Below are 24,032 nucleotides of genomic sequence, written 5' to 3'. Positions count from 1 at the left end.
TCGGCGATACCCCACCTACGCCCTGGGTGGCGCCCCGTCCGCCAGCTCCTACCCGGCGTCCTTCCCCTACGCGCACACCTCGGGCTGCAGGACGCCAGCAGCTCCAACGGCAGCTCCGGCGGCTCGTACCTGTGCACCGGCACCACCGGCTACGACGGCCCGTCCGGCCTCGGGGTCCGAAACGGCACCGCCGCGTTCACCGGCTGAACACCCCTGCGGACCGAGCCGGTCCGGTCGTGTGCACTGCACCGCGCGGTGTACACGACCGGACCGGCCTGCCGTCACGTGCCGGTGATCTCCTTCAGCTTCCCCTGGCTCTTCAGGTCCCCGACGATGGTGCTCGTGTAGTACTGGGTGCCGAGCCCGGGCTGGTTGAACCAGGGTCTGGCCGGGCCGGCCTCGACCGTGAAGTCCTCGGTGACCTCGTAGAGGTGGTAGTTGAACGGAGGGTCGGAGGCGTTGTACTCGTCGAGGTTGCTCGGAGGGATCGCGCGCTTGGCAAACGGCGTGCCCTTAGGTGCGAGGAAGTGGCCCGCGTCCCCCCTGCCGAAGAGGTCGATCAACTGCCCCTTCCGGAGGGTCAGCGAGCGTTTCACGGGTCGGCCGTTGCGGAGCACGAACCCGTTGTGGTCCGGGAACCACCAGCCACCGACCTGCGGGTCGTTCTGCGGATTCGTCTGCCAGTAGCACCCGAGGAACCAGTACCCCGAGGTGGGGCCCTCCGGGCGGTAGCCCTGCAGCATCCTCCCGATGGGGCCGGTGCGGGGGAGCACCTTGGGGCCGAGACGCCAGTCATTGCCGTAGTAGGCCTCCAGCTGCGGGGATGGCGCCTTGGTCGTCGCGGTGTCCCGATGCTGGGTCGGGCAGGTGACGCCGTTTCGGGTCTCGGCCGCCGCGGCCTGGGCGGTGGCGGGCGAGATGCCCACCAGCAGGAGCAACAGAACGGCGCTCCCTGCGATTCTGCGCGGTACGCGCATCCGACCTCTCCTTGACTGTGGCCCCCTCTGTGGACGCCGTTCAGTGCACCCGCTCATCCTCAGGGCTCTGCGGAAGCAGTCACGGGTGGCCACTCGAATGGCGGGGCAAGTACGCACTGGCAGCCGACAGCACTCCGGCATGCCGCAGACGGCCCAAGCGGGACACGACCGGGGAGCGGACGTTACGCCGAGCACCTCCACCACGGTGTCGGGAGAGTGACTTTTCCGGTCGTGCGCACGATGCACCGGACGAGGCGGGGATCGACGTTCTCGACGGTGGACCTCTGTCGTCGGCCACAGGCGCGACAGGAATGTCGCCGTGCTTCGCTTCCCTGTCATCGGAGAAGACCATGAAGTTCTACAAACGCGGCCGTGCGAGCGGTGCAGTGCTCCTCATGGCTGTACTCGGCATGCTCACCGCGGCAGTACCGGCCGCTCCGGCCACGGCTCCCCGCCCGGCTCCGGTGCCGATGGAGCCCGGCACCCCGGAGGCCTTCGCGCTCCGCTGGGGCGACGACCGGCAGACCCAGGCCCGCATGCTCAGAGAGGCCGTCAACCCGAACGGCGCGCGGGTCATGGTGGGATCCATGCTGGACGCGGCCAACCGAAACGCCCGGACGCAGAACAACACCGGCTGCCGCAACAGGGCCACCGGCAGCGGCGGTGCCCTGCGGGGCGTCCCCTTCGCCGCGCTCTACTGCCTGAACTCCCAGGACACCACAGACGACGACTGGACCCCGCAAGGGATCAGCGGCACCGAGGACGCCCAGCCGGGGGCCGGCACGGTGGACCGGCACAAGGCCATCGTCTTCTCCTGGCACGAGGGTCGTCCGGGAGGTTCGGGAATGGGAACCCGGCTGAGCTTCCTCGACACCGCCACCAACAGGTACATCCACGCTCTGCTCGTCGAGCCGAACGAGGCCGGCAACGATTACGACGAGGTGTCCGTCCACGCGGGCGGCATCGTCTGGTACCAGAACTACATCTTCGTCGCGGACAACCAGCGCGGGATCCACGTCTACGACACGACGAACCTGCTGCAGCTTGCGCGCAACCCGAAGGCAAGCACCAGCCCGCAATGCCCGACGGGACGTCAGCCTGGGCCCAACGGCAGGTACTGCGGGCGCGGGTACGACTACCTGCTGCCCGAGATCGGCCGCTGGAACAACCCGAACTCCTCCACCACCCGCTACGACTCGATGTCGCTGGAGCGCAACCCCGACGACCCCAGCTTCGCCCCGGTGTTCATCACCAGCGAGTACCGGACCTCGCGCGTCGGCCAGGTGGTCCGCTGGAACAACGCCGACATGACCAGCTTCCGTGGCACCATTCACCCGTTCAGGGCATGGATGCAGCCCGTCCGCTACGTCCAGGGCGCCTTCTCGCGCAGCTGCTACTACTTCAACACGGGTGGCGGAGGAAGCGGCAACCGCGATCTGGTCATCGCCAATGCCAGCGGCAACAGAACACCCAAGTCGCAGATCGGCGGCCGGGGGCTGCAGGACCTCTACTGGCTCCGCTCGGTCAATCAGCTGTGGACCCTCACCGAGCACGCGGGCGAGGGCAACCGGGTTCTCTACGGGGTGACCAGGCCAGCCTGCCCCTAGGAAGCCTTCTGCCGCGAGGAGGCCGATGCGGGAGGTGACGTGCTCCCGACCGTCGGCGGGACAGTGAACGAGGCCCGCCCATCACCGAGGGTGAGACCCAGGGCCGGAATCGTTGATCACCTCACGTCCCGTCAGGGATCCTGGCACCGTCGCGCGCGGATCACGCCGACGGATCAAGGAGCGGGCGGTGCCCACCGACTTTCTGAGCGAGGAACAGCACAGGAGCTTCGGCCACTTCACCGCGGACCCGGACGAGGGACAGCTCGCCGGCTCCTTCCTGCTGGACCAGACCGCACGCCGCAGGGTGGTGGCCGCCCACGGCGCGCGGAACCGCATCGGCTGGGCCGTTCAGCTCGGCACCATCCGCAAAGGCCCTTCGGGACGATCCGTTGACTTCGACGCGGCCGGAAAGGTGGTTCTGAGCACCAGACGGCTGCGCCGGCCGGAGGGTGCCCGGAATGCGATGTTCAGGGCACCCCCGTGTCGGCCGGTCAGTACAGGGCCTTTGGCCGCGGTTCCGTTCCTTGCGGCCGAGCAGCGGGAAGATGATCTTCAGGCCCTGCTCGCTGTCCGGTGCGGACACCACGAAGGACGAGTTGAGCACCCGTTCCTTGATGTCCGTGCGGACGAGTCCGGCGCGCGGAATCGTCATCAGGTGCTCCTCCGGCCGGGCGAACACGGGGTTCCCCCGGAAGACGAGGATGCGCCGGTCCGTCATGGCCAGGTACATCGGCGTCGGCGACGGGACCACCGCCATGCCGCCGCCGCTCACGATCGCCGAGGCCACCGCGAACGCCGCCGTCCGGCGCACGGAGACGGAGCTCAGGTTCACGACGGCCGTCACCTCGACCCGCTCCTGCGGTTCGAGCACGGGCTCGACGGCGGCCAACAGCAGTCTGCGGCGCTTCCCGTTCATGGGTGGTGCTCCGTGGGGTTCGGCGGAACCGGACGGGACGCTTCCGACCGGCGGGCGGACTCGCTCGCGAGGCTCGGCGGCGTGAGTCGTCGGCATACCTTGCCACCCACGATCACCGGTTCCACCCCTGGTGGGCGACGCCCAGCAGCAGGGCCGCCAGGGACAGGGCGAAGTACGCCGACCAGGGACCCAGCCGCAGGTCGCGGACCCGGACGTGGGCCCACAGGGCGCCCAGGAAGTACAGGACCAGGCCGGCCGCGGCGAGGACGCCCAGCGGGGGGACGGCCAGGCCGGCCAGGAGGCCGAGCGACGCCGCCGCCAGGACGGTGCCGAGCGGACGGATCCAGGAACGGGGGACGCTCAGCCGGTCCGCCTGGGTCTGCGGGTAGTCGTGCCCGATCAGGTTGGCGACGGCCGCGGAGGTGGTGGCCGCGGCGGTGAGGAGGGTGGTCACGAGGTAGGCGGTGAACATGGGCGCTCCTGTGCTGTTCGGCGGTCACTTCCCCGGTCACTTCCTCGACGTTGCGGGCGGCCGGGAGGTGACGGCCCGTGCGGGCGACGTTGTCAGTGGGTGCGCCTACGCTCGAAGGCGATGGCAGACGTGTGGAAGTGCTCGGGCCTGCGGTGGTCGGACGGCGAGCCCGTGCTCGGGTGGAGCGGAGAGCGCCGAAGTCCGCTGGGCCGGGGGAAGCGGGTGGCCTTCGGGGTCGTGGACGGGGGTGTCCGCCGGTGTGTGGGGGCTCGGGGGCACGTGTGCCCTGTGGGGGCCGCCGTGGCGGGACGCAGCACCGGGGCCCGGTGCGAGGAGTGCGCTCGGCTGGATCGGGCGCACTCCGTGGCCGCCGATGCCGTCCCGGACGATCCGCGGGCCTATCGCGTGTACCTGGCGTGGTTCGGGCCGGGCCTGGTGAAGGTCGGGATCACGGCCGTCGAGCGGGGGCGGGTCCGGCTGCTGGAGCAGGGGGCCGTCTGCTTCAGCTGGCTGGGCGCCGGGCCGCTGATGGCCGCTCGGCGGGCCGAGGAGATGGTGCGGGCCGCCCTGCGGGTGCCGGACCGCATCCCGTACGCCGCCAAGCGGGCCGTGCGCGCCGGGCTGCCCGGGACGCCGGCCGAGCGGGCGGCGGAGATCGAGGAGTTGCACGGCCGGGCCACCGCGGTCGCCGGGTGGCCGGAGTCGTTGGCGCGCGAGCCGTTCCGGGCCGTCGACCATGTGCGGGCGTTCGGGCTGGAGGGGGTTCCGCGCGCCGTCGGGGAGGTGAGCGAGCTGGTCGCCGGAGGCGGGGTGAGCGGGGAGCTGGTGGCGGCCGCCGGGCCCGATCTCCACCTCGACGTCGGCGGGCGCGTCGTGGTGCTGGACACGCGGCTCATGACCGGATGGGAGCTGGTCTCCTCGCCCGGGGGCCCGGGAGGCGGCTGCTCCTTCCCCGTGCGGGAGTTCCGGGAGTCGCGGAAGGCGGGGGTCCCGCAGGACGGGTTGTTCTGACCTGCCGGTAAGTGGGTCCCAGGCGCCGCCTGTCAGGCCCCTGTGGATTTCTCAGGCACATCACAGGTTGCCGGAAGGGAACTCTCAGAGGCGGACGACAAGGTGTCCGCCATGACCACGACTTCGCCCCAGGGGGGCACCGAACTGCTGAGGCCGGACGGGAGCCCCGTCCGGGTGCTCGTGGTGGACGACGAGCTGTCGATCACCGAGCTGCTGTCCATGGCCCTGCGCCACGAGGGCTGGCAGACACGCAGCGCCGACGACGGCCAGGGCGCGATCCGGACGGCGCGGGAGTTCCGGCCCGACGCGGTCGTCCTCGACATGATGCTGCCCGACATGCACGGGCTGACCGTGCTCGGCCGGCTGCGGCGGGAGCTGCCGGACGTGCCGGTGCTGTTCCTGACCACCAAGGACGCCGTCGAGGACCGCATCGTCGGGCTCACCGCCGGCGGGGACGACTACGTCACCAAGCCGTTCTCGCTGGAAGAGGTCGTCGCGCGGCTGCGCGGGCTCATCCGGCGCTCCGGTGCCGGCGACCGGCGCTCCGACTCCGTGCTCGTCGTCGGCGACCTCACCCTGGACGAGGACAGCCACGAGGTGACCCGGGCGGGGCAGAGCATCCACCTCACCGCCACCGAGTTCGAGCTGCTCCGCTTCCTCATGCGCAATCCCCGGCGCGTGCTGAGCAAGGCGCAGATCCTGGACCGCGTGTGGTCGTACGACTTCGGCGGGCAGGCCAATGTCGTCGAGCTGTACATCTCCTACCTGCGGCGGAAGATCGACGCCGGGCGGGAGCCCATGATCCACACCCGGCGCGGGGCCGGTTACCTGATCAAGCCCGCCGCCTGATGAGCCGGCGGCGACGGCCAGCGCACACAGTGGTGGCGAGTGGGACAGCCGCGCACCCTGCGTACACGGCTCGTCGTCTCCGCGGTGACGCTCGTCGCGGTGGCGTGCGCCGTGATTGGCACGGTGACGACGCCGGCGCTGCGCTCGTATCCGTACGAGAAGCTGGACGGGCAGGTCACCGAGGCCGCCCGGCGGGTGGCGGGTCCTCCGGCCGGGGTGCTGCCGGACGACCGCGACCCGGAGCCCGGTGATTTACAGGCGGGTACTGCAGGTCGAGACGGCCCCCGAGCGGCTGGACGACGTCGTCGGCAAGGGCCCGACGCAGGCCGACACCGTCGCCGCCGTCGTGGGCGGCGACGGCACGATCACCAAGGCGGTCGTCGCCGAGGAGGAGTCCTCCACGAGCGGTGGGTTCGAGCGGAAGAAGGGCGTCGAGGCGACACCTTCCCCGGCGGCGTCCCGGGACAGCACAGCCAGGGCGGCGGCATGGGTGCGGTCGGCGGCCTCCTCGACCGGCGCCACCGTCACCGACGAGGCGAAGGACCCGCTGGAGAAGGACGCCGGGGACTGCACATGGGTCGCCGCCGACTTCGTCGCCCGCGGCATGGGCGGTGGCGGAGCGGGCGGTTCCGGCGACGGCACGTCGTCGCAGGCCGACCGGGGCCTGCCGTTCGGACCAGGGCGCAGACGAACGACCCGCCTAGTCCCCCTCGACCAGCCGCGCCGGGAACCCTCCCGTGGCCACCGGTCCCCACCGCTGCGGTGTCACCCGGATGATCGACTTGCCCTGCTTCACCATGGCCTGGCGGTACTCCGCCCAGTCCGGGTGCTCCCCGGCGATGTTGCGGTAGTACTCGACCAGGGGCTCCACCGAGTCGGGGGCGTCGATGACCTCTGCGGTGCCGTCGATCTGCACCCACGGCCCGTTCCAGTCGTCGCTCAGGACGACGAGACTCACCCGGGGGTCCCGCTTGGCGTTGCGGGTCTTGGCGCGCTCCGGATAGGTGGACACCACGATCCGCCCCGAATCGTCGACCCCGCAGGTCAGCGGTGAGGCCTGGGGGCTGCCGTCGGCGCGGCGGGTGAGCAGCAGGGCGTGATGGCGGGGACGGACGAAGTCCAGGAGTTCGTCCAGCGAGACGCGGGTGTTGGTCGCGATGTTGGGTGCCATGGACGGCAGCCTAAGGGGGAGCGGGCCCTCCGAGGCTGACCCTGTCAGGGGTAGGTTCCCGCGGCGAGCGCCTCCGTCAGGTCGGCGTACACCGGCACGTCCCGCCGTACACCGGTCACCTCCAGAACCCGGTTCGGTACGCCGTCGGGGGCCGCCACCACCCGGAGCCGGACGTGCCGCGGCAGATGGTGGCGGACGTCCGAGACCAGGCGGGCGCCCTGGGAGTCCATGAACTCGGTCTCCGTGAAGTCCAGGACCAGCAGCCGCAGTTCGTCGGCGCGGGCGTCGGCGGCGGCGGCGACGGCGGCGTGCAGGGCGGCGCCGTTGCCGAGGTCGATCTCGGCGGGCAGGGCGAACAGGATGCAGCCGGGCAGATGACGCACCCGGCAGGGGCTCGGGAAGGGGGTCACGGCACTCACCTGGCAGACGGCATGGGCAGACGGCAGACGATCGTCCGGTTCCGAAATCCGAAGAGGCCGCTTCCTGACCCGTCGGCCCATTCCATCACGCCCGGGGCCGGGTTCATAGGTGTCCGGAAAGACCGTCAGCCGGGCGTCACCTCAGTGCAACGGAGCAGATAAAGTGCTGTCCGTCCTGTGCTCGCAGTCGGGAATGTGCTGCGGAGCTCTCCTGCGCACGGCCTTGTGGTCGCGCTCGCTGAAGAGGTTCGTGGTGACTGCGTCCGACTTTTCTGGTTTGCCCCGTTTTCCGGCTGGTTTCGAGCTGGCCGAAGCACTGACGGTGGCGGCGCAGCAACTGCACGACACCGTCACCCCGGACACCACCCTGGACTCCGCCGTCAGGCTCGCCGTGCGACTGCTGCCGGGTGCCGAGTACGCCGCGATCTCCGTGATCGAACGGGACGGCCACCGGCGTACCGTGGCCTGGAGCGACGAGCTGGTCGGCGCCGACGAGGGGCCTGGGGGCGACGGGGCCCGGCCGCCGTACTGGACCCGGCTGTGGAACGCCCCCGTGGTCCGGCTCGCGGACGCGGAGGACGAGGAAGGCGGCGACGGCCCGGCCGGTCTCGGGCTGCGCTCGGCGCTGGCGCTGCGGCTGAGGGCCGACAAGCGCAGCCTGACCGTGCTCACCGCCTACGCCCGCAAGCCGCACGTCTTCGACGACGCGGCGACCCGGATCGGCCGCCTGTTCACCGCCCACGTCAGCATCGCCCTGGAATCGGCTACCGTCCGCGAGCAGCTCACCGAGGCCATGCGCACCCGCGACCTGATCGGCCAGGCCACGGGCATCCTGATGGAGCGGATGAACATGGACGCGGCGGAGGCCTTCGAGAGCCTGGTGCGGGCGTCGCAGCGGGAGAACGTCAAGCTGCGCGACCTCGCCCGCCGACTCGTGGACGCGCATCCCCCGGCGTGAGGTCTCATGCCGCCGGCAGCGACTCCCCCTGCACCGCCTGCACGTCCAGCTCCACCTTGAGCGTCGTGCCGATCGCGGCGATGCCCGCCTGCACGACCTGGTTGTCGTGCAGGGCGAAGTCCGCGCGCCGCAGCTCGGTCGTCGCGCGGAACGCGGCGCGGGTGCCGCCCCACGGGTCGCGGCCGGTGCCGAGACAGGCGAGGTCGAGGTCGACCGGACGGACGACACCGTGCAGGGCGAGGTCGCCGTGCACCGTCCAGCGGTCCGCGCCGGCCGCCGTGAGGCCCGTCGACCGGTAAGTGATCTCCGGGTGCCGCTCGACGTCCAGGAAGTCGGGGGAGCGCAGGTGCTCGTCCCGCATGCCGTTGCCGGTGTCGATGGACGCGGCCCGGATCACCGCCGTCACCCGGGACTTGGCGACGTCGTCCGGGGCGATCTCGATCGTGCCCGCGAAGTCGGTGAACCGGCCGCGCACGCTGGAGATCCCCAGGTGCTGGGCGACGGCGGCCACGCCGGAGTGCGCCGGGTCGATCGTCCACGGCCCCGGCGGCGGCAGCTCCGTACCGCCCTGCCGGGCCGGCGTCACCGTGCCGACCTCCGCCCTCCCTCCCCCACTCTCGGCTTCGCTCGAGCGGGAGGTGCCCCCACCGGTGACGATCGCGCCGGCGGCGGCGGGCGCGTACCCGACCGCCGTGACGACGACGGTGTACGGCCCCGGCTCCAGCGGCGTCGCGTCCCGCACCGCGCCCTCGGCGTCCGCCTCGGCCCGCAGCACCTGCGCGCCCCGGGCGTCCGTCACGGTGACGACCGCGTGCGACACGGCCCATCCGTCCCGGGTACGGATCCTCGCGGTCAGTCCCATGTCCTTCGCAACTCCCTTTAGTGGAACGGCCCGTGACGGGGACACCCGCCACGGGCCGGGATGGATCTGTGAGAACTACTCGACGGAGTGGGCGAGTTCGATGTCGTGACCGTCGACGCCGGTACCGGTGACCGTCAGCGCGGTCGCGACCGGCGGGTAGCCGGTCGCGATCACCGTGTACTCGCCGCCGTCCAGGTCGGTGAAGGCGTACGCCCCGTCGGTGCCGGTCGTCGCGGTGCCGACGACGTTGCCGGCCGCGTCGACCAGGGTCACGCGCGCGTCGGCCAGCGGCCCGTGCGGCGCCCGTACGACGCCCTGGACCTGCGCGCCCGCGTCAAGGTCGACCTCGATCCGGGTGACGCCGGTGGCGCCCACCTCGACGGGCAGCGCGCGCGGCCGGAACCCGGCGGCGTTGACGGCCACGGTCACCGGGCCGGGCACCAGCTCGGCGAAGCCGAACTCGCCGTGCTCCCCGGTGGTCTGGCCGGCCAGCAGATCGCCGCGCACATCGGTCACGATCACCATCGCGTCCTTCACCGGCAGCGCGCTGTGGGCGGCCCGCACCACACCGGTGAGCCCGCTGGTGCCGCTGAGCAGGATGTCGAACGCCACCGGCTCGCCGTTCACGACGACCGTGGACGCCTGCGGCTGGAACCCGTCGGCGGAGGCGATCAGGACGTACGAGCCCGTGCCCGGCGCGTCCACCGCGTAGGAGCCGTCGGCCTGTGCGACCGAGCGGCCGAGCTGACGGCCCGCGAGCGAGATCAGCGTGACGGCGGCCTGCGGCACCGGCGCGTTCTCGGCGCCGCGGACGTGGCCGCGGACCGGGATGCCGCCGGAGACCGGGGGCTCGGTGGCCACGGCGACGGCGGCCGCGAGCGGCTGCGTGCCGGCGGGACCGGCCACGGTGTCCGCCACGACCGCCCGGCCCGGGACGGTCTGCCCGGCCGGAGCGGGGGCCTCGGCGGAAGCGACGGCCTCGGCCGGGGCCGACTCGGCGGCCGCCTGTGCCGTCGCGCCCCTGGTCTTCAGCGGGACCTCCTTGATGAACAGCGAGCACAGCAGCGCGAGCAGCGCGACCGGCGAGGCGTAGAGGAAGACGTCCGCGATGCCGTGGCCGTACGCGCTCTCCAGCAGCGTGCGGATGGGCAGGGGCAGGGCGTCCAGGTCCGGGATGGCGCCGCCGGAGGAGTTCGCGGCCAGCGCCGCGGCCGACTTCGGGTCGAGACTGGAGGCGCTCTCCTCGACGTAGTGCGTGATCCGGTGGGTCAGCACCGCGCCCAGCGCGGAGACGCCGACGGCGCCGCCGAGCGAGCGGAAGAAGTTCACCACCGAGCTGGCGGCGCCGAGGTCGCTCGGGACCACCTGGTTCTGCGTGGCGAGGACCAGGTTCTGCATCATCATGCCGACGCCCAGGCCGAGCAGCGCCATGTAGACCGCCACGTGCCAGTACTCGGTGTCGTACCGGATCGTGCCGAGCAGGCCGAGTCCGCCGGCCACCAGCACACCGCCGGCCAGCAGCCACGCCTTCCAGCGTCCGGTGCGGGTGATGACCTGGCCGGAGACGGTGGAGGAGACGAACAGGCCGCCGATCAGCGGGATGGTCAGGACGCCGGACATGGTCGGTGACTTGTCGCGGGCCAGCTGGAAGTACTGGCTGAAGAAGATGGTGCCGGCGAACATCGCGACGCCGACGAACAGCGAGGCGAGCGAGGCCAGCGTGATGGTGCGGTTGCGGAACAGCCGCAGCGGGACGATCGGCTCGCCGGCCCTGGTCTCGACCAGCAGGAAGATCAGCAGCAGCGCGACGGTGCCGCCGACCAAGGCGTACGTCTGCCAGGACGCCCAGTCGTACTTGTCACCGGCGAAGGTCACCCAGATCAGCAGCAGGCAGACCGCGGCGGTGATGAAGAAGGCGCCCGCCCAGTCGACCTTGACCCGCCGCTTGACGACCGGCAGGTGCAGGGTGCGCTGAAGGACGAGCAGGGCTATGACCGCGAAGGGCACGCCGACGTAGAAGCACCAGCGCCAGCCGAGCCAGTCGGTGTCGGTGATGACGCCGCCGATCAGCGGGCCGCCGACCATGGCGGTGGCGAACGTGGCGCCGAGGTAGCCGTTGTAGCGCCCGCGCTCACGCGGGGAGATCATCGCCGCGAGGATGATCTGGGCCAGCGAGGACAGACCGCCCATGCCGATGCCCTGGACAGCGCGGAAGGTGATCAGCATCGCCGGGTTCTGCGACAGGCCGGCCGCCGCCGAGCCCAGCACGAAGACCACCAGCGCCAGCTGGATCAGCAGCTTCTTGGAGAAGAGGTCCGCGAGCTTGCCCCACAGCGGGGTGGACGCGGTCATCGCCAGCAGCGACGCGGTGACCACCCAGGTGTAGGCGCTCTGGCCGCCGCCGAGGTCCTTGATGATGTCCGGCAGGGCGTTGGAGACGATCGTGGACGACAGGATCGCCACGAACATGCCGAGCAGCAGCCCGGTCAGCGCCTCCATGATCTGCTTGTGGGTCATCGGGGCGTCCGAGCCGTGCGAGCCGTGGGCGCCTCCTCCGTGCCTCGCGTGGGCCCGCACACCGGCTGGTGTGGATGTTGCCATGGGCTTCCTTGTCTCTCACGTGTTTGCGGGTGTACGGGTGCAGTCGTCGAAGCTCGCCCGGAGCCGGGTCATCAGCCGGATGAGCTGACCGAGCTCGTCGTCGGTCCAGTCGTTCAGCCGCTGGGCGAGCAGGTGTGTGGTCCGCCGGTACAGCTCGTCGAGCTTGTCCAGGCCGCTGGGCGTCAGGCGCAGGATGCGGGAGCGCTTGTCCGCCGGGTCGGGGGACCGCTCGATCCAGCCCCGCTCGGCGAGGTGCGCGACATGGCGGCTGGTCACCGACATGTCCACGCTGAGCAGCTCGGCGAGCCTGCTCATCCGCATGTCGCCGTGCCGGCCGAGCAGGGTGAGGACGGCGGCCGAGCCGCCGGGGCACTCGGGCGGCAGGATGCGCCCCATCTCCCGCTTCACGGCGCCGAAGGCGCTGAACTGACGCGCCAGTTCCTCGTACTGCGCCCGCTCTGCCATGACCTCTCCCAGTTCAGTTGCTTAAAGCAACCATAGGAACGTTGGTTGCTGCAGGCAAATGAAATCGGGGGTTCGGCCATAAAACCTTGGCAAAGGCAAGTATTGCGACCGTAAATGTGCAGGTCGGGTGCTGTGCGCCCCCCACTTGGGCAGCCCCGGCGTTTTCGCTAGGGTCTCGGACCATGGCTAACAACCAGGGTCCCCAGGGCAACCACGACCCCGCAGGCAGCACCCAGATGTTCCGCGCCTTCGTCGACGAGGCGCCTCAGGCCCGGCAGCAGGCGGCCGCGCCGGCGGGCCCGCGGATCGGCCTGATCGTCGGCATCGTGGCCGCCGTCGCCATCGTCGCCGCGGTCGCCTGGCTCGCGCTGAAGTAACGGGGCGGGCGGATCGCCAGCCGCGTCGGAGCGACCGCCTTCTCACTCCCACCGGACCGAGACGTCCCGCGTCTCGCTGCGCATGCCGGGCGGCGCCCGCCGGGAACGCCGATGATGTGCGGTCGAAGGCCACCGTGCCCGAACGCACGTGAGTTGAGTCGCTGTCGTGGAGGCACGGTCACCGCGGTACGGGCGTGCCCCACGGTCGGCTCGGCGGGCTCGGTGTCGTAGGACCGGCAAGCGCGCCGTCGGCGTGCCCGGTCGGCGCTCTCCGGGCGGCCCGGCCGTTGCCGTCCCGACGGCGCAACTCGCCGCGCAGCCGGGTGGAGTTGACGCACGCCCGCGCACACGGAGGCCGCCGCGGTACCCGGCGAGGCACCACGGCGGCCTGGCGACCGTGTCCCGAACGCAACCCGGTGCCCGACGCGTCGCGCCGGCGTGACGGGCGACGACTCCGTCGGGACAGAGGGTGTGTCAGTCGGAGATGAGGCCCTCGCGCAGCTGGGCGAGCGTGCGGGTGAGGAGGCGGGAGACGTGCATCTGGGAGATGCCGACCTCCTCGCCGATCTGCGACTGGGTCATGTTGGCGAAGAAGCGCAGCATGATGATCCGCCGCTCACGGGGCGGGAGTTTGGCCAGTAGCGGCTTGAGGGACTCGCGGTACTCCACGCCCTCCAGCGCGCTGTCCTCGTAGCCCAGCCGGTCGGCCAGGGAGCCCTCGCCTCCGTCGTCCTCGGGGGCCGGGGAGTCCAGCGAGGAGGCGGTGTAGGCGTTGCCGACCGCGAGGCCGTCGACGACGTCCTCCTCGGAGACGCCGAGCACCGTGGCGAGTTCGGTGACCGTCGGGGAGCGGTCCAGCTTCTGGGACAGCTCGTCGCTGGCCTTGGTCAGGGCCAGGCGCAGTTCCTGGAGCCGGCGCGGCACCCGCACCGACCACGAGGTGTCGCGGAAGAACCGCTTGATCTCGCCGACGACGGTCGGCATCGCGAACGTCGGGAATTCCACGCCCCGTTCGCAGTCGAACCGGTCGATGGCCTTGATCAGGCCGATCGTGCCGACCTGGACGATGTCCTCCATCGGCTCGTTGCGGGAGCGGAAGCGTGCCGCCGCGTACCGCACGAGGGGGAGGTTGAGCTCGATCAGGGTGTCCCGGACGTACGCCCGCTCGGGGCTGTCCTCGTCGAGCGCGGCGAGCCGCAGGAACAGGGAGCGGGACAGGGTGCGGGTGTCGATGTCCGCCGAGGCCTGCACGGCCGGGACGTCGGCCACCGGAAGGTCCGGGGCCGGCGCGGCCGCCAGGGCCGAGACGTCATCGATGGGGTCGAGCGCGTCGTGCGCGTCGAGCGCCTCGGGCGCTGTCTCGCTCTTGGTGAGCGTGAGCACCTTCGAGCTGCCCTGGTCTGCGGACATGCCACCCCCTTTGGGTCGCGGGACGGTCGCGGCGTGACGCTCCTCGTGAGGAGCGCAGCCTTCACCTGAATACCGGAGCCGGGGCACCGGCAAACGCGCTTCCCGCAGAATGTCACATGTCGGCAACACGCTGTAGTGACATGTCGACATGCGAGATGCGAATAGGCCCTGGATAGAGGGGGTCTGACGGTTCTTCGGGGCGTATCCGTCGGCAAAGCACCTGGTGAGCGATTCGCCCTCCGAGGTGATGCGTCGCTCCCGCTTTCGGTTGTGCGCCGGTTCGCCGCGCGGTCGCGCAGTGAATCCCCATGGCGGTTGCGCCGAGCGGGGTTCAGCGGTTATGCGTCGATGCGGTTCGCCGAACGCAGGCGCTGGAAGCTGCGCGCGAGCAACCGGGAGACGTGCATCTGGGAGACGCCGAGCTCCGCGCTGATCTGTGACTGGGTCAGATTGCTGTAGTAGCGCAGCAGCAGGATCCGCTGCTCGCGTTCCGGGAGCTGGACGAGCAGGTGCCGGACGAGGTCGCGGTGCTCGACGCCGTCCAGGGCCGGGTCCTCGTAGCCGAGCCGGTCGAGCAGTCCGGGCAGCCCGTCGCCCTCCTGGGCCGCCTCCAGCGAGGTGGCGTGGTACGAGCGCCCCGCCTCGATGCAGGACAGCACCTCGTCCTCGGTGATGCGCAGCCGCTCGGCGATCTCGGCGGTGGTGGGGGAGCGTCCGAAGGCGGTGGTCAGGTCCTCGGTGGCGCTGTTCACCTGCACCCACAGTTCGTGCAGCCGGCGCGGCACGTGGACGGTGCGGACGTTGTCCCGGAAGTACCGCTTGATCTCGCCGACCACCGTCGGCATCGCGAACGTCGGGAACTGCACGCCCCGGTCCGGGTCGAAGCGGTCGATGGCGTTGATGAGGCCGATGGTGCCGACCTGGACGACGTCCTCCATGGGCTCGTTGCGGGAGCGGAACCGGGCGGCCGCGTAGCGCACCAGCGGCAGGTTGGCCTCGATCAGCGCCCCGCGCACCCGGGTGTGCTCCGGCGTGCCCGGTTCCAGGTTCTTGAGCTGGGCGAACAGCACCTGGGTGAGGGCCCGGGTGTCGGCGCCCCGGCTGCTGCGCTGGGGCGCTGGTTCGGGCGCTGGTTCGGGCGCGGGGGCGGGTTCGAGGGCGGGTTCGGGAGCCGATGCGGATGCTTCTGGAGCCGGTGTCTCCTGGGGCGGTGCTTGAGGCGCAGTACTGGCCGGCACGGTCAACTCCACCTCGTGATCCATCAACTCATCCGTCAAAAGCGGTCATAGCATCACAAGACATGTGCACTGTGTGCAAGCACCGCATAATGCCGTGTTGAGGGCAAGTTGGGGCATAAGACGCATGAGAGCCCCCTGCCGTTCCGGCGGGGGGCTCGTCGGTCGTGCGTCCTAGAACTCGTAGTCGGCAATCACCCACGTGGCGAACTCCCGCCACAGCGCGACCCCCGCCTGGTGCGCCGGGTGCTCCAGGTACCGGCCCAGGGCGGCCGGGTCGTCGAACGACGAGTTGATCGCGAAGTCGTACGCGATGGGCCGGTCGCTGAAGTTCCAGCCGAGTTCCCAGGTGCGGATCTCCGGGATCGTGCCGTCGAGGGCGCGGAAGGCGGCCACGCCCTCGACCACGCGCGGGTCGTCGCGTTCGACGCCCTCGTCGAGCTTGAACAGGACCAGGTGGCGGATCATGACTTTCCTCCGTTGGCGACCCAGGTCATGAAGTCGCCGATGGCCTGGGCGGCGTCCGATATGCCCTCGAACCCTATCTGGACGTAGTCCGCGGCCCCCTCTGGATCGGTGATGATCACGTAGAACACGAAGACCACGACCACGTAGACGGCGAGCTTCTTCGAATTCACCGCCACCGCGGCCTCCCCTTGCCCCTGCTGTGCCCGTTGGAACGCCTGTTTGCCGGCCGTGAGTGTAGCTTCACGTCGTATTTGACGACCAACGGCACGCTGAACGGCGCCGGACGACTCGCCGGCCCACGCCGGCGGTGAGCGACGTGCGTCCGGCACGGGGAGGCAGCCCGGCGGTCGGCGCGGGATCATCGGTGCATGGACGTCACCCTGCACCTCGCCCAGGACCCCGAAGCCGATGAGCTGCTCGGCCGCTCCCCGCTCGCCGCGCTGGTCGGGATGCTGCTGGACCAGCAGATCCCGATGGAGTGGGCGTTCAAGGGCCCGTCGGCCATCGCCCGGCGGATGGGCGCCGACGACCTGGACGCGCACGAGATCGCCGCGTACGACCCGGAGGCGTTCGCCGCGCTGCTCTCCGACAAGCCGGCCGTGCACCGCTACCCGGGGTCGATGGCCCAGCGCATCCAGCAGCTGTGCCAGTACCTCGTCGAGCACTACGACGGCGACGCGAGCGCCGTCTGGGAGGGCGTCGGCGACGGGCGGGAGCTGCTCAAACGGCTTCAGGAGCTGCCCGGGTTCGGCAAGCAGAAGGCGCAGATCTTCCTCGCGCTGCTCGGCAAGCAGCTCGGCGTGACCCCCGAGGGATGGCGGGAGGCCGCGGGCGACTACGGCGCGCCCCGGTCCTTCCGGTCCGTCGCCGACATCACCGGACCCGAGTCGCTGGCCAAGGTGCGGGCGCACAAGCAGGAGATGAAGGCGGCGGCGAAGGCGGCCAAGGCCGCGAAGGAGTAGCGCCCGGCGTCAGCCGACTGGCCCGCTCCGGCGTGCGCCCGGCCCGGTCGCGTTCCCAGCATGGAGCATGACCGAGCCACCGAGCGGGTCTCCCCGGGGACCGGTGTTCGACGACCGGCACGTCCACGCCACACGTGACCCGCACACGCCGAGGCCCCCGTACGAGGGGCCCGAACCGCCCTTCGAGGGCCCGCTGCACCTGCTGTCCCGGGCGGCCTGGCAGGCCGTCCTCGTCACGGGCATCGCATCCTTGGTCCTGGGCGTCCTGGTCCTGGTCTGGCCCGGTCCGTCCCAGGTGGTCGCGGGTGTGCTCTTCGGGCTCTACCTCCTGCTCAGCGGCGTCCTCCAGCTCGTCTCCGCCTTCGGCACCCACAAGACGACCGCACTTCGGGTGCTGGCGTTCATCAGCGGCGCCCTGTCGATCCTGCTGGGCCTGTTCTGCTTCCGCGGCGCCATGCAGTCGCTGCTGCTGCTCGCGCTGTGGATCGGGATCGGCTGGCTGTTCCGCGGGATCACCCAGACGCTCGCCGCCGCCTCCGACCCGGCCATGCCCGCGCGCGGCTGGCAGATCCTCCTGGGAGCGGTCACCGCCCTCGCCGGCACCGTCCTGATCGTCTCGCCGCTCGAGTCGGTCGCCGTCCTCACCGTGGTCGCCGGCTGCTGGCTGGTCGCGGTGGGCGTGGTCGAGATCGTCACGGCCCTGCGCATCCGGACCCGCGCCCGCCGGATCCCCCGCGAGGTGTGAGCGCCGTGTCCGACTGCCCCTGCGCGTCGCCGCGCCCGTCCGGCATATCCCCGTGCCCGACCGCCGCACGGCGGTGTGTGCCCGGTACCACGCCGTGCGCCCCCGGCACACCGCCGCGTCCTGACGGCACACGCCCGTGCCTCCTCGGCACACCGCGGTGTGCCGGCGTCGCGTGGGCGCGCCGCGTCGCTACGCCGAGCGAGCGGATTCCACCGGCCGTGCGGCGGACACCGTACGGGCGCCGGGGAGATGACCTGCTGTGAGCACGTTCCCGCGGTCCCGCCGCTCCGCAGCGCGCCGTCGCGCCTGGTCCCGCGTGGTCGTCCTGCTGCTCGTGCTGGTCCTGCCGGTCGCGCACACGGAGGCGGCGGCGGCGCCCGTCGCGGCCCTGGCGGGGGAGGTGGTCGAGGCCGACGTCCTCGACACCGCCCTGCGCCCGCCGGGACGGGGCGCGCACCGGCCCGTGGTGCCCCAGCGTCCGGTACGGCCGGCCTCCCCCGTCGTGGGGAGCGCGCCGGTCCGCGAGCCACAGGCGCCGACCGGGCCGCCGTACCTACTGCGGACCCTGCGCTCGGTGGTCCTGCGTTGCTGACAGACCGCCCTGTCCCCAGGTCAGTCGGTACGACGCAAGGAGCCACAGCCATGCCCTCGGATCCGTACGCCGTTCTGCGCGCCCTGGTGCGCGCGGAGGCCATCCGTAACGCGAAGCCGGAACTGAAGGACGCCAAGCAGCCACAGCAGCCGCCGAAGGAACGGGGCCGCTGAGCCGACGGCGGAGGCGGGCCTACCGCCTCCGCCTCGCTGTGCCGAGGACCGAGCGGGTGATCTCCCGCCCGACCTGGGTGCCGATGGAGCGGATCGTCGGAGGTGAGGAAGGCGACGACCGCGCGCAGGTCCTTGAGGTCGATCAGCTCCAGGCCCTTGGTGTCGGCGTAGTGGAAGATCAGGCCGAGGGACTCCCCCTGGGTCCGGTTGAGCCGGAGCACCTTGGCGAGCAGGACCGGACCGAAGCTGGTGACGGTGGCGCGCAGCGGGATGCCGTGGCCCATGCCGCCCAGGGCGTGGAACCGGGCCGGGAAGCCGGTCGGCGTCCACTGCCGGCGCACCTCGGCGGCGCGGGAGCGGATCTCGTCGTTCGCCAGGCCCGGCGCCGAGATGCCCGACGCATCACCCTTGACGTCCGCGAGGAAGACGGGGACGCCGTGCGCCGAGAGCTGCTCGGCGATCAGCTGGACGGTCCTCGTCTTGCCGGTACCGGTGGCGCCCGCGATCAGCCCGTGCCGGCTGAGCATCGGCAGCGGGACGCGAAGCCGGGCCTCCGGCAGGCACCGGCCGTCCCACAGCAGGGCGCCGAGATCCAGCGCGGGACCGGTGAACGCGTAGCCGTCGGCGATCCTCCGGGCCTCCTCGGGGAGGGCGGGAGCGCTGCCGGATGCCTCGGGGCCGGTGGCCGCGGGCCCGGTCTCGCCGTCACTCATGTCGGACCCCTGTTCCGTTTCACCCCGGTTCACGGCATCTTTTCCAGCGTTGCGCTCCCTCTCCATGGCTGCGCCCGGAACGTCTCGACCGGTAGGCTTTCCGTGTGATCTTCAAGCGCATCGGAAACGGCCGGCCGTACCCCGACCACGGCCGGGACAGCACCCGGCAGTGGGCGGACGTCGCGCCGCGCCCGGTCCGCCTCGATCAGCTCGTGACGACCAAGCAGCAGCTCGACCTCGAGACCCTCCTCGCCGAGGACTCGACCTTCTACGGCGACCTCTTCGCGCACGTCGTGAAGTGGCAGGGCGACCTCTACCTGGAGGACGGCCTGCACCGCGCGGTGCGTGCGGCGCTCCAGCAGCGCCAGGTGCTCCACGCGCGCGTCCTCGAGCTGGACTGACACCCGCGGTCGTCCCCGTCAGCCGCACCGGCCGGACACGGCTTGGCCCTTTCGGGTTCTCCTGAGCGGTGTCTGATGATCATGTAGTAGGCATCGCCGCCCGGGCGCACTACGCTGCGCTCATGAGCATGCTGACTCCTCCCGGCATGGGCGGCCAGTACCGCATCACGGGGGACAAGTACCCGCGGATGCGTCCACCCCGTCGGCGCGGCAGGCTCGTACTCGTCGTCACCGCGTCCGTCGTCGTGATCGGCGTCCTCGGCTGGGGCACCCTGCAACTCGTCGACGTCTTCACCGGCGGCGGCGACGAGGCCTCGGCGGTCGGCACCAAGGCGGGCTGCGCGACCAAGGCGAGCCCGTCGCCCAGCGCGACGGCGACCGCGCCCCGGCCCGGGGCCGTCACCGTCAACGTGTTCAACGCCACGACGCGCAGCGGGCTCGCCAAGAAGACCGCCGACGAGCTGAAGAAACGTGGCTTCAGGATCGGCGAGGTGGGCAACGCGCCGAAACAGTGGGACAAGAAACTCAAGGGCACCGGGCTGCTGATCGGGCCCGACTCGGCCCTGAACACCTCACTGCCGGTGCTCGCCACCCAGCTGCCCACCGCCGACCGCCGCACCGACCCCGCCCGCAAGGGCGCGGCGATCGACCTGATCATCGGCGACGGCTTCAAGGAGCTGGCGAAGAAGCCGACCGCCGACCGCGCCCTGGCCCAACTGACCACACCACGACCGACGGCGACCGGCATGAAGGAAGCCTGCTGAGCGGGCCTCGGCCGGGCGGGTGATCGGGGCCCGGCCGAGCCCCTTGACCAGGGGTAGTCGGCCGGGCTGGTGCCCAAGGGGCCGCCGGGCTGGCGACCCGGAACTCCGCCGGGCCGGCGACCAGAACTCGGCCGGGCTGGTGACCAAGGGTCCGCCGGGCGGGTGATCGGGCGTCGCCGAGCCCTCCAGCGCGCGTGACCCAGATACTGAGTTCACGCCGCGGGCGCTGCTCGGCGCGCGTGACCCAGATGCTGAGTTCACGCCGCGGCGCTGCTCGGCGGGCGCGGCCCAGCTGTTGAGTGCGCGCCGCCGCGCTGCTCAGCGGGATGATCGTGCTGCTACCGGGGCCGTGTCCGAGGCATTCTCCGGTGGCCGGCCGAGCGGCTGAGCGGTGGGCGTGGGTGAGCTGCAGGGCAGGCCGTGCCGAGACGCTCGGTGGGCACGGGGCAACCGCCGGGGCACTGGCCGACTTGCTCGGCGGACGGGCAAGGAGCGCTGCTTGGTGGGCGGGGCCCAGTCGGTTACTGCGCTGCCGCCCCGCGCGGTGAGCGGGGCCGAGCCGTCGGGTGGACGAGACGGTCGTGCCCGCCCCGCCACTCGTTGGTCCTACTCCGCCGCCCCGTACATCCGGTCCCCCGCGTCGCCCAGGCCCGGGACGATGTAGCCGTGCTCGTTGAGGCGCTCGTCGACCGAGGCCGTGACGACCGTGACCGGGGTGCCGGCCAGCTCGCGCTCCATCAGTTCGACGCCCTCGGGGGCGGCCAGCAGGACCACGGCCGTCACGTCGTCGGCACCCCGCTTGATCAGCTCCTGGATCGCCGCGACCAGGGTGCCCCCGGTGGCCAGCATCGGGTCCAGGACGTACACCTGGCGGCCGGAGAGGTCCTCCGGCATGCGGGTGGCGTACGTGGAGGCCTGCAGCGTCTCCTCGTTGCGGATCATGCCCAGGAAGCCCACCTCGGCGGTCGGCAGCAGCCGCACCATGCCGTCCAGCATGCCGAGGCCGGCCCGCAGGATCGGCACGACCAGCGGACGCGGGTGGGACAGCTTGACGCCGGTGGTGGTGGCGACGGGGGTGGCGATGTCGACCTGTTCGGTGCGCACGTCCCGCGTGGCCTCGTAGGCGAGCAGGGTGACCAGCTCGTCGGCCAGCCGGCGGAAGGTCGGCGAGTCGGTGCGGCGGTCGCGCAGCGTGGTGAGCTTGTGGGCGACCAAGGGGTGGTCGACGACGTGGAGACGCATGAGCACAACAGTAACCGCGCTTCGCGGCCCGTACTCCCTGGCGTCAAACCCCCCGTCCGGGGGAAGGTGAGAGGGACGGATAGGGGTGGTGTGCCTATGCCTGACCTGCCAGAGCTGCCCGACCGCGCGTCCCGGGCGGACGCGAGGGCGCCGGAGACCGACTCCGAGCGGAGGCGGCGCCGGGCCCAGTTCCTGAGGGAACTCGCCGAAGCCCGTGCACTGCGTGACCGCGTTCAGCCGCGCCGCGCCAAGGCCGCCCGGCTGCGCCACGCGATGCGCATGCGAACGTTTCGCTGGTAGCCCCCGCGGCGCGTGCCGGTGCGGGAGGATCCGCGCCGCGCCCGGTCGTTGTGGGGGTGGGCGTGCGCGGCTTCGGCCTCGGGCCGCGTACGATCCGCAGGTGGCGGCAACGAGTGTGCGGGTGAGTCGTTCGCGTACGCGCGATCAAAACAGCCGGACACAGCGGGCCGAAGACGTCCCCTGAACGCCTTGTTTCTGCCACGATTCCGAGTGGGTGGGACTCGGAGCCCGAGCTCTCCCCGCCCGCAGCCTCCGCCGGGGGGACCCCCAACCGGCACGCCTAAGACCAGTGGGAGAGTCACGGTGTACTTCGCCGCACTGCTCGCGCGCACCGAAGACGGGTGGGAAGCGAGCGACACAGAGCTCGACGATGTGGAAACCCTGTCGGATCTGGCCGACCTGGCCCGGGAAGCCTCTCCCGACGAGGACACGGTGCTCGTCCTGATCGAGCAGGAGGGCGGGTGGTTCGGCGTCGTCCGTGTGGACGGCGAGGACGACCCCCGGATCTACGTCTCGGACGCCGCCGCCGCCGCGCGCAGCAGCTACGGCGAGATCCTGCTCACGGACGAGCTGCTCGGCCGGGAGCCGGGCGACGACGCCGCCGACCTGGACGCCCTCGACCTGGACGGCACCGAGGACGGCGAACCCGAGGACGACGCCGACGACGGCGAGGAGGGCGGTGGCTCCGCCGAGGCGGTGCCGCACGGCCCGGTCGGTGACACCGGCATCCTCGACGACCTCGGCGTCAGCGAGAAGGAGTTGCTGTCGCTGTCGGAGGACGCGCTCACCGAGATCGCCGAGGCCCTGGGCGCCTCGGAGACGCTGGAGACCGTCCGCTGACCCCGTCCGACCCGAGTACGACCCGGGACCCGGTGCGCGACCCCTGGCGGGCCGCGATACGGCTCGCCCTGGACGAGGCCCGGCGGGCGGTCCGGGGCGGCGACGTCCCCGTCGGCGCGGTCGTCCTCGCCGCCGACGGCACGACCGTGCTCGCCGCCGGGCACAACGAACGCGAGGCCACCGGCGACCCGACCGCGCACGCCGAGGTCCTGGCGCTGCGGCGGGCGGCGGCCGAGCTGGGCGAGTGGCGACTGACCGGCTGCACGCTGGTCGTCACCCTGGAGCCCTGCACGATGTGCGCGGGCGCGCTCGTGCAGTCCCGGGTGGACCGCGTCGTCTACGGGGCCCGCGACGACAAGGCCGGCGCGGCCGGCTCCCTCTGGGACGTCATACGCGACCGGCGTCTCAACCACCGGCCCGAGGTGATCGAGGGCGTGCTCGCCGAGGAGTGCGCCGGGCTGCTCACCGACTTCTTCCGCGCCCGCTGACGGCCCGGCGCCGGGGACCGCTCGAAACGGATTTCTGAGCACGCCCCACCGTGCTGTAAGGTCTCCCTCGGTAGCGTGTCCGAGCGGCCGAAGGAGCTCGCCTCGAAAGCGAGTGTGGCGCAAGTCACCGAGGGTTCAAATCCCTCCGCTACCGCTCTCAGCCGAAAGGGCGGTCCCGATGGGACCGCCCTTTCGCGTTCCTTCCACACCCGATGCACCCGGTGCACCCGGTCGCCGGGCGAGGGATCAGGTCTCCCGCCAGTACCCCAGCGCGTGCACCCGCTCCTTCGGCACGGCCAGTTCCTTGCGGACGTAGGACGCCAGGGTGCGGGTCGTCGCGGTCTCGCAGGCGATCCAGACGTACGGGTTCGGCGTGGCCGCCAGCAGTGCGGGCAGCGTGGCCCGTACGTCGTCGACCAGGCCGGTGCCGGTGCCGGTGCCGGTGCGGGGCATCTGCCGTATCTCGTGCCGATCGGTGTTTGCGTGGCACGGCAGGCCGTCCAGTTCGCCCTCGAACCAGATCGTCGCGGGGGCCGATCCGAGGGCGTCGACGAGGGAGTTGAGCGCGGGCAGCGAGGCCGGGTCGCCGATCGCGAAGACGTGCGAGGGCTCGGGCCGGGGATGCTGGAAGCCCGTGCCCTGGACGGTCGCCTCGACCGTGTCCCCTTCCTTCGCCGCCCGCGCCCAATCACTGGCGCACCCCTCGTGGAGTGCGAACTCGAGGCTGAACGTGTTGGTCTCACGGTCCGGGTCGACCAGCGTGTACGCCCGCTGGTGCGGCTTGCCCGCGTTGTCGAACCACAGCCGGACCCACATCGTGGGGTGCACCCCGTAGGCGGAGAGCAGGCCGCCGTCGGTGAAGTGCAGCCGGCGGTACTCCGGGGTGACGTCCTCGGCCCCGGTGACGGTGAGGACGAAGTCCTTCGCGCCCATCAGCTTCAGGACCGCGCCCTGCCAACCGTGCCCCTGCCCCATGGCGCGCCTTCACCTTTCGCGTAGCATTCCGCCACGACA

28 protein-coding genes, 1 tRNA gene and 2 pseudogenes are annotated in these 24,032 nt (G+C 71.7%); 16 read left to right on the top strand and 15 right to left on the bottom strand.

The window, feature by feature from the left end; genetic code table 11:
• Positions 1-281 precede the first annotated feature (281 nt).
• Positions 282-977 carry a TNT domain-containing protein gene (locus IPT68_RS17860; RefSeq protein ID WP_189696074.1) on the bottom strand — a complete coding sequence of 232 codons (696 nt, stop codon included), beginning with the start codon at positions 975-977 and terminating at the stop codon, positions 282-284.
• Positions 978-1,372: 395 nt separating this feature from the next.
• Between IPT68_RS17860 and IPT68_RS17855 the strand changes: the two genes are divergently transcribed.
• Both IPT68_RS17855 and IPT68_RS35020 read left to right on the top strand, forming a co-directional pair.
• On the top strand, positions 1,373-2,584 hold the full coding sequence (locus IPT68_RS17855; protein WP_189696075.1) for a hypothetical protein: 1,212 nt from the start codon (positions 1,373-1,375) through the stop codon (positions 2,582-2,584).
• A 187-nt stretch (positions 2,585-2,771) separates the two neighbouring features.
• Positions 2,772-2,894, top strand: a pseudogene (locus IPT68_RS35020) (hypothetical protein); the annotation flags it as partial.
• 718 nt (positions 2,895-3,612) lie between these two features.
• Here IPT68_RS35020 and IPT68_RS17840 read toward each other — a convergent pair.
• A complete protein-coding gene (locus IPT68_RS17840; RefSeq protein WP_189696076.1) occupies positions 3,613-3,972 on the bottom strand; it encodes a DoxX family protein in 360 nt (119 codons plus the stop codon).
• A gap of 120 nt (positions 3,973-4,092) precedes the next feature.
• Here IPT68_RS17840 and IPT68_RS17835 point away from each other — a divergent pair, with 120 nt between their 5' ends.
• Complete coding sequence (locus IPT68_RS17835) at positions 4,093-4,983, top strand: DUF2797 domain-containing protein (RefSeq protein ID WP_189696077.1); 891 nt, start codon at positions 4,093-4,095, stop codon at positions 4,981-4,983.
• Between the two features lie 111 nt (positions 4,984-5,094).
• The gene (locus tag IPT68_RS17830) at positions 5,095-5,832 is read left to right on the top strand and encodes a response regulator transcription factor (protein ID WP_228039745.1); all 738 of its coding nucleotides are present in this window, start codon (positions 5,095-5,097) and stop codon (positions 5,830-5,832) included.
• Between the two features lie 252 nt (positions 5,833-6,084).
• Here IPT68_RS17830 and IPT68_RS17825 read toward each other — a convergent pair whose 3' ends face one another.
• The 3 genes from IPT68_RS17825 to IPT68_RS17815 all read right to left on the bottom strand — a co-directional run bounded on the left by IPT68_RS17825 (position 6,085) and on the right by IPT68_RS17815 (position 7,413).
• Complete coding sequence (locus tag IPT68_RS17825; RefSeq protein ID WP_189696078.1) at positions 6,085-6,438, bottom strand: hypothetical protein; 354 nt, start codon at positions 6,436-6,438, stop codon at positions 6,085-6,087.
• A 94-nt stretch (positions 6,439-6,532) separates the two neighbouring features.
• Positions 6,533-7,003: a PPOX class F420-dependent oxidoreductase gene (locus tag IPT68_RS17820; protein ID WP_189696079.1), complete on the bottom strand. Its 471-nt coding sequence runs from the start codon at positions 7,001-7,003 to the stop codon at positions 6,533-6,535.
• Positions 7,004-7,047: 44 nt separating this feature from the next.
• Positions 7,048-7,413, bottom strand: coding sequence for an STAS domain-containing protein (locus IPT68_RS17815; protein ID WP_228039744.1), 366 nt, complete (start codon positions 7,411-7,413; stop codon positions 7,048-7,050).
• 286 nt (positions 7,414-7,699) lie between these two features.
• Here IPT68_RS17815 and IPT68_RS17810 point away from each other — a divergent pair, with 286 nt between their 5' ends.
• On the top strand, positions 7,700-8,380 hold the full coding sequence (locus IPT68_RS17810; RefSeq protein WP_228039743.1) for a GAF and ANTAR domain-containing protein: 681 nt from the start codon (positions 7,700-7,702) through the stop codon (positions 8,378-8,380).
• Positions 8,381-8,384: 4 nt separating this feature from the next.
• Here the strand turns inward: IPT68_RS17810 and IPT68_RS17805 are convergent, their stop codons facing one another.
• The 3 genes from IPT68_RS17805 to IPT68_RS17795 form a co-directional block, all read right to left on the bottom strand.
• On the bottom strand, positions 8,385-9,242 hold the full coding sequence (locus IPT68_RS17805) for a YceI family protein (RefSeq protein ID WP_189696081.1): 858 nt from the start codon (positions 9,240-9,242) through the stop codon (positions 8,385-8,387).
• A 75-nt stretch (positions 9,243-9,317) separates the two neighbouring features.
• On the bottom strand, positions 9,318-11,843 hold the full coding sequence (locus tag IPT68_RS17800) for an MFS transporter (protein ID WP_189696082.1): 2,526 nt from the start codon (positions 11,841-11,843) through the stop codon (positions 9,318-9,320).
• Positions 11,844-11,858: 15 nt separating this feature from the next.
• Positions 11,859-12,308: a MarR family winged helix-turn-helix transcriptional regulator gene (locus tag IPT68_RS17795; RefSeq protein WP_189696083.1), complete on the bottom strand. Its 450-nt coding sequence runs from the start codon at positions 12,306-12,308 to the stop codon at positions 11,859-11,861.
• Positions 12,309-12,490: 182 nt separating this feature from the next.
• On the opposite strand from IPT68_RS17795, the gene IPT68_RS17790 reads away from it, so the two are divergent.
• Positions 12,491-12,685, top strand: a complete 195-nt coding sequence (locus IPT68_RS17790; RefSeq protein ID WP_189696084.1) for a hypothetical protein — start codon at positions 12,491-12,493, stop codon at positions 12,683-12,685.
• Between the two features lie 474 nt (positions 12,686-13,159).
• Here the strand turns inward: IPT68_RS17790 and IPT68_RS17785 are convergent, their stop codons facing one another.
• From IPT68_RS17785 to IPT68_RS17770, 4 genes are all read right to left on the bottom strand, one after another.
• Positions 13,160-14,095 carry an RNA polymerase sigma factor SigF gene (locus tag IPT68_RS17785; RefSeq protein ID WP_189696085.1) on the bottom strand — a complete coding sequence of 312 codons (936 nt, stop codon included), beginning with the start codon at positions 14,093-14,095 and terminating at the stop codon, positions 13,160-13,162.
• Between the two features lie 338 nt (positions 14,096-14,433).
• Complete coding sequence (locus IPT68_RS17780) at positions 14,434-15,357, bottom strand: RNA polymerase sigma factor SigF (RefSeq protein WP_189696086.1); 924 nt, start codon at positions 15,355-15,357, stop codon at positions 14,434-14,436.
• Between the two features lie 147 nt (positions 15,358-15,504).
• A complete protein-coding gene (locus tag IPT68_RS17775) occupies positions 15,505-15,798 on the bottom strand; it encodes a Dabb family protein (RefSeq protein ID WP_189696087.1) in 294 nt (97 codons plus the stop codon).
• A complete protein-coding gene (locus IPT68_RS17770; RefSeq protein ID WP_189696088.1) occupies positions 15,795-15,974 on the bottom strand; it encodes a hypothetical protein in 180 nt (59 codons plus the stop codon). The genes IPT68_RS17775 and IPT68_RS17770 overlap by 4 nt, the downstream gene beginning before the upstream one ends.
• A 192-nt stretch (positions 15,975-16,166) precedes the next feature.
• Here IPT68_RS17770 and IPT68_RS17765 point away from each other — a divergent pair, with 192 nt between their 5' ends.
• The 4 genes from IPT68_RS17765 to IPT68_RS34640 all read left to right on the top strand — a co-directional run bounded on the left by IPT68_RS17765 (position 16,167) and on the right by IPT68_RS34640 (position 18,270).
• Positions 16,167-16,760 (top strand): HhH-GPD-type base excision DNA repair protein, encoded by a 594-nt coding sequence (locus IPT68_RS17765; protein WP_189696089.1) that lies wholly within the window; start codon positions 16,167-16,169, stop codon positions 16,758-16,760.
• A 67-nt stretch (positions 16,761-16,827) separates the two neighbouring features.
• Complete coding sequence (locus tag IPT68_RS17760) at positions 16,828-17,505, top strand: HdeD family acid-resistance protein (protein ID WP_189696090.1); 678 nt, start codon at positions 16,828-16,830, stop codon at positions 17,503-17,505.
• Positions 17,506-17,764: 259 nt separating this feature from the next.
• The gene (locus IPT68_RS17755) at positions 17,765-18,097 is read left to right on the top strand and encodes a hypothetical protein (RefSeq protein ID WP_228039742.1); all 333 of its coding nucleotides are present in this window, start codon (positions 17,765-17,767) and stop codon (positions 18,095-18,097) included.
• A 50-nt stretch (positions 18,098-18,147) separates the two neighbouring features.
• A complete protein-coding gene (locus tag IPT68_RS34640; protein WP_265583748.1) occupies positions 18,148-18,270 on the top strand; it encodes a hypothetical protein in 123 nt (40 codons plus the stop codon).
• 92 nt (positions 18,271-18,362) lie between these two features.
• Here the strand turns inward: IPT68_RS34640 and IPT68_RS17750 are convergent.
• Positions 18,363-18,983 (bottom strand): annotated as a pseudogene (locus tag IPT68_RS17750) (helicase HerA-like domain-containing protein); the annotation flags it as partial.
• Positions 18,984-19,087: 104 nt separating this feature from the next.
• Between IPT68_RS17750 and IPT68_RS17745 the strand changes: the two are divergent.
• Positions 19,088-19,384, top strand: coding sequence for a type II toxin-antitoxin system VapB family antitoxin (locus IPT68_RS17745; protein WP_003991361.1), 297 nt, complete (start codon positions 19,088-19,090; stop codon positions 19,382-19,384).
• A 122-nt stretch (positions 19,385-19,506) separates the two neighbouring features.
• Positions 19,507-20,148 (top strand): LytR C-terminal domain-containing protein, encoded by a 642-nt coding sequence (locus IPT68_RS17740; protein WP_228039741.1) that lies wholly within the window; start codon positions 19,507-19,509, stop codon positions 20,146-20,148.
• A 606-nt stretch (positions 20,149-20,754) separates the two neighbouring features.
• On the opposite strand, the gene upp is transcribed toward IPT68_RS17740, so the two are convergent.
• The gene (upp, locus tag IPT68_RS17735; RefSeq protein ID WP_189696091.1) at positions 20,755-21,390 is read right to left on the bottom strand and encodes a uracil phosphoribosyltransferase; all 636 of its coding nucleotides are present in this window, start codon (positions 21,388-21,390) and stop codon (positions 20,755-20,757) included.
• 96 nt (positions 21,391-21,486) lie between these two features.
• Here upp and IPT68_RS17730 point away from each other — a divergent pair, with 96 nt between their 5' ends.
• The 4 genes from IPT68_RS17730 (at position 21,487) to IPT68_RS17715 (ending at position 23,172) form a co-directional block, all read left to right on the top strand.
• On the top strand, positions 21,487-21,690 hold the full coding sequence (locus IPT68_RS17730) for a hypothetical protein (RefSeq protein WP_189696092.1): 204 nt from the start codon (positions 21,487-21,489) through the stop codon (positions 21,688-21,690).
• Between the two features lie 303 nt (positions 21,691-21,993).
• Positions 21,994-22,530, top strand: a complete 537-nt coding sequence (locus tag IPT68_RS17725) for a tRNA adenosine deaminase-associated protein (protein WP_189696093.1) — start codon at positions 21,994-21,996, stop codon at positions 22,528-22,530.
• 32 nt (positions 22,531-22,562) lie between these two features.
• Complete coding sequence (tadA, locus tag IPT68_RS17720; RefSeq protein ID WP_189696094.1) at positions 22,563-23,018, top strand: tRNA adenosine(34) deaminase TadA; 456 nt, start codon at positions 22,563-22,565, stop codon at positions 23,016-23,018.
• Positions 23,019-23,087: 69 nt separating this feature from the next.
• Positions 23,088-23,172 (top strand) — tRNA-Ser (locus IPT68_RS17715).
• Positions 23,173-23,264: 92 nt separating this feature from the next.
• Here IPT68_RS17715 and IPT68_RS17710 read toward each other — a convergent pair.
• The gene (locus tag IPT68_RS17710; RefSeq protein ID WP_189696095.1) at positions 23,265-23,993 is read right to left on the bottom strand and encodes a siderophore-interacting protein; all 729 of its coding nucleotides are present in this window, start codon (positions 23,991-23,993) and stop codon (positions 23,265-23,267) included.
• Positions 23,994-24,032: the final 39 nt, after the last annotated feature.

The sequence above is a fragment of the Streptomyces chromofuscus genome (assembly GCF_015160875.1).
GTDB lineage: Bacteria > Actinomycetota > Actinomycetes > Streptomycetales > Streptomycetaceae > Streptomyces > Streptomyces chromofuscus.
This window is presented reverse-complemented; position numbering and strand designations above follow the sequence as displayed.

Bases quoted from the DNA above. Each gene is read 5' to 3' on its own strand.
- IPT68_RS34640 (WP_265583748.1), top strand. From the start codon at position 18,148: ATGCCCTCGGATCCGTACGCCGTTCTGCGCGCCCTGGTGCGCGCGGAG.
- upp (WP_189696091.1), bottom strand. From the start codon at position 21,390: ATGCGTCTCCACGTCGTCGACCACCCCTTGGTCGCCCACAAGCTCACC.
- IPT68_RS17790 (WP_189696084.1), top strand. From the start codon at position 12,491: ATGGCTAACAACCAGGGTCCCCAGGGCAACCACGACCCCGCAGGCAGC.
- IPT68_RS17840 (WP_189696076.1), bottom strand. From the start codon at position 3,972: ATGTTCACCGCCTACCTCGTGACCACCCTCCTCACCGCCGCGGCCACC.
- IPT68_RS17860 (WP_189696074.1), bottom strand. From the start codon at position 977: ATGCGCGTACCGCGCAGAATCGCAGGGAGCGCCGTTCTGTTGCTCCTG.
- IPT68_RS17775 (WP_189696087.1), bottom strand. From the start codon at position 15,798: ATGATCCGCCACCTGGTCCTGTTCAAGCTCGACGAGGGCGTCGAACGC.
- IPT68_RS17855 (WP_189696075.1), top strand. From the start codon at position 1,373: ATGGCTGTACTCGGCATGCTCACCGCGGCAGTACCGGCCGCTCCGGCC.
- IPT68_RS17765 (WP_189696089.1), top strand. From the start codon at position 16,167: ATGGACGTCACCCTGCACCTCGCCCAGGACCCCGAAGCCGATGAGCTG.
- IPT68_RS17740 (WP_228039741.1), top strand. From the start codon at position 19,507: ATGAGCATGCTGACTCCTCCCGGCATGGGCGGCCAGTACCGCATCACG.
- IPT68_RS17760 (WP_189696090.1), top strand. From the start codon at position 16,828: ATGACCGAGCCACCGAGCGGGTCTCCCCGGGGACCGGTGTTCGACGAC.
- IPT68_RS17835 (WP_189696077.1), top strand. From the start codon at position 4,093: ATGGCAGACGTGTGGAAGTGCTCGGGCCTGCGGTGGTCGGACGGCGAG.
- IPT68_RS17805 (WP_189696081.1), bottom strand. From the start codon at position 9,242: ATGGGACTGACCGCGAGGATCCGTACCCGGGACGGATGGGCCGTGTCG.
- IPT68_RS17785 (WP_189696085.1), bottom strand. From the start codon at position 14,095: ATGTCCGCAGACCAGGGCAGCTCGAAGGTGCTCACGCTCACCAAGAGC.
- IPT68_RS17800 (WP_189696082.1), bottom strand. From the start codon at position 11,843: ATGGCAACATCCACACCAGCCGGTGTGCGGGCCCACGCGAGGCACGGA.
- IPT68_RS17820 (WP_189696079.1), bottom strand. From the start codon at position 7,003: ATGGCACCCAACATCGCGACCAACACCCGCGTCTCGCTGGACGAACTC.
- IPT68_RS17795 (WP_189696083.1), bottom strand. From the start codon at position 12,308: ATGGCAGAGCGGGCGCAGTACGAGGAACTGGCGCGTCAGTTCAGCGCC.
- IPT68_RS17730 (WP_189696092.1), top strand. From the start codon at position 21,487: ATGCCTGACCTGCCAGAGCTGCCCGACCGCGCGTCCCGGGCGGACGCG.
- IPT68_RS17710 (WP_189696095.1), bottom strand. From the start codon at position 23,993: ATGGGGCAGGGGCACGGTTGGCAGGGCGCGGTCCTGAAGCTGATGGGC.
- IPT68_RS17825 (WP_189696078.1), bottom strand. From the start codon at position 6,438: ATGCCGCGGGCGACGAAGTCGGCGGCGACCCATGTGCAGTCCCCGGCG.
- IPT68_RS17780 (WP_189696086.1), bottom strand. From the start codon at position 15,357: ATGGATCACGAGGTGGAGTTGACCGTGCCGGCCAGTACTGCGCCTCAA.
- IPT68_RS17830 (WP_228039745.1), top strand. From the start codon at position 5,095: ATGACCACGACTTCGCCCCAGGGGGGCACCGAACTGCTGAGGCCGGAC.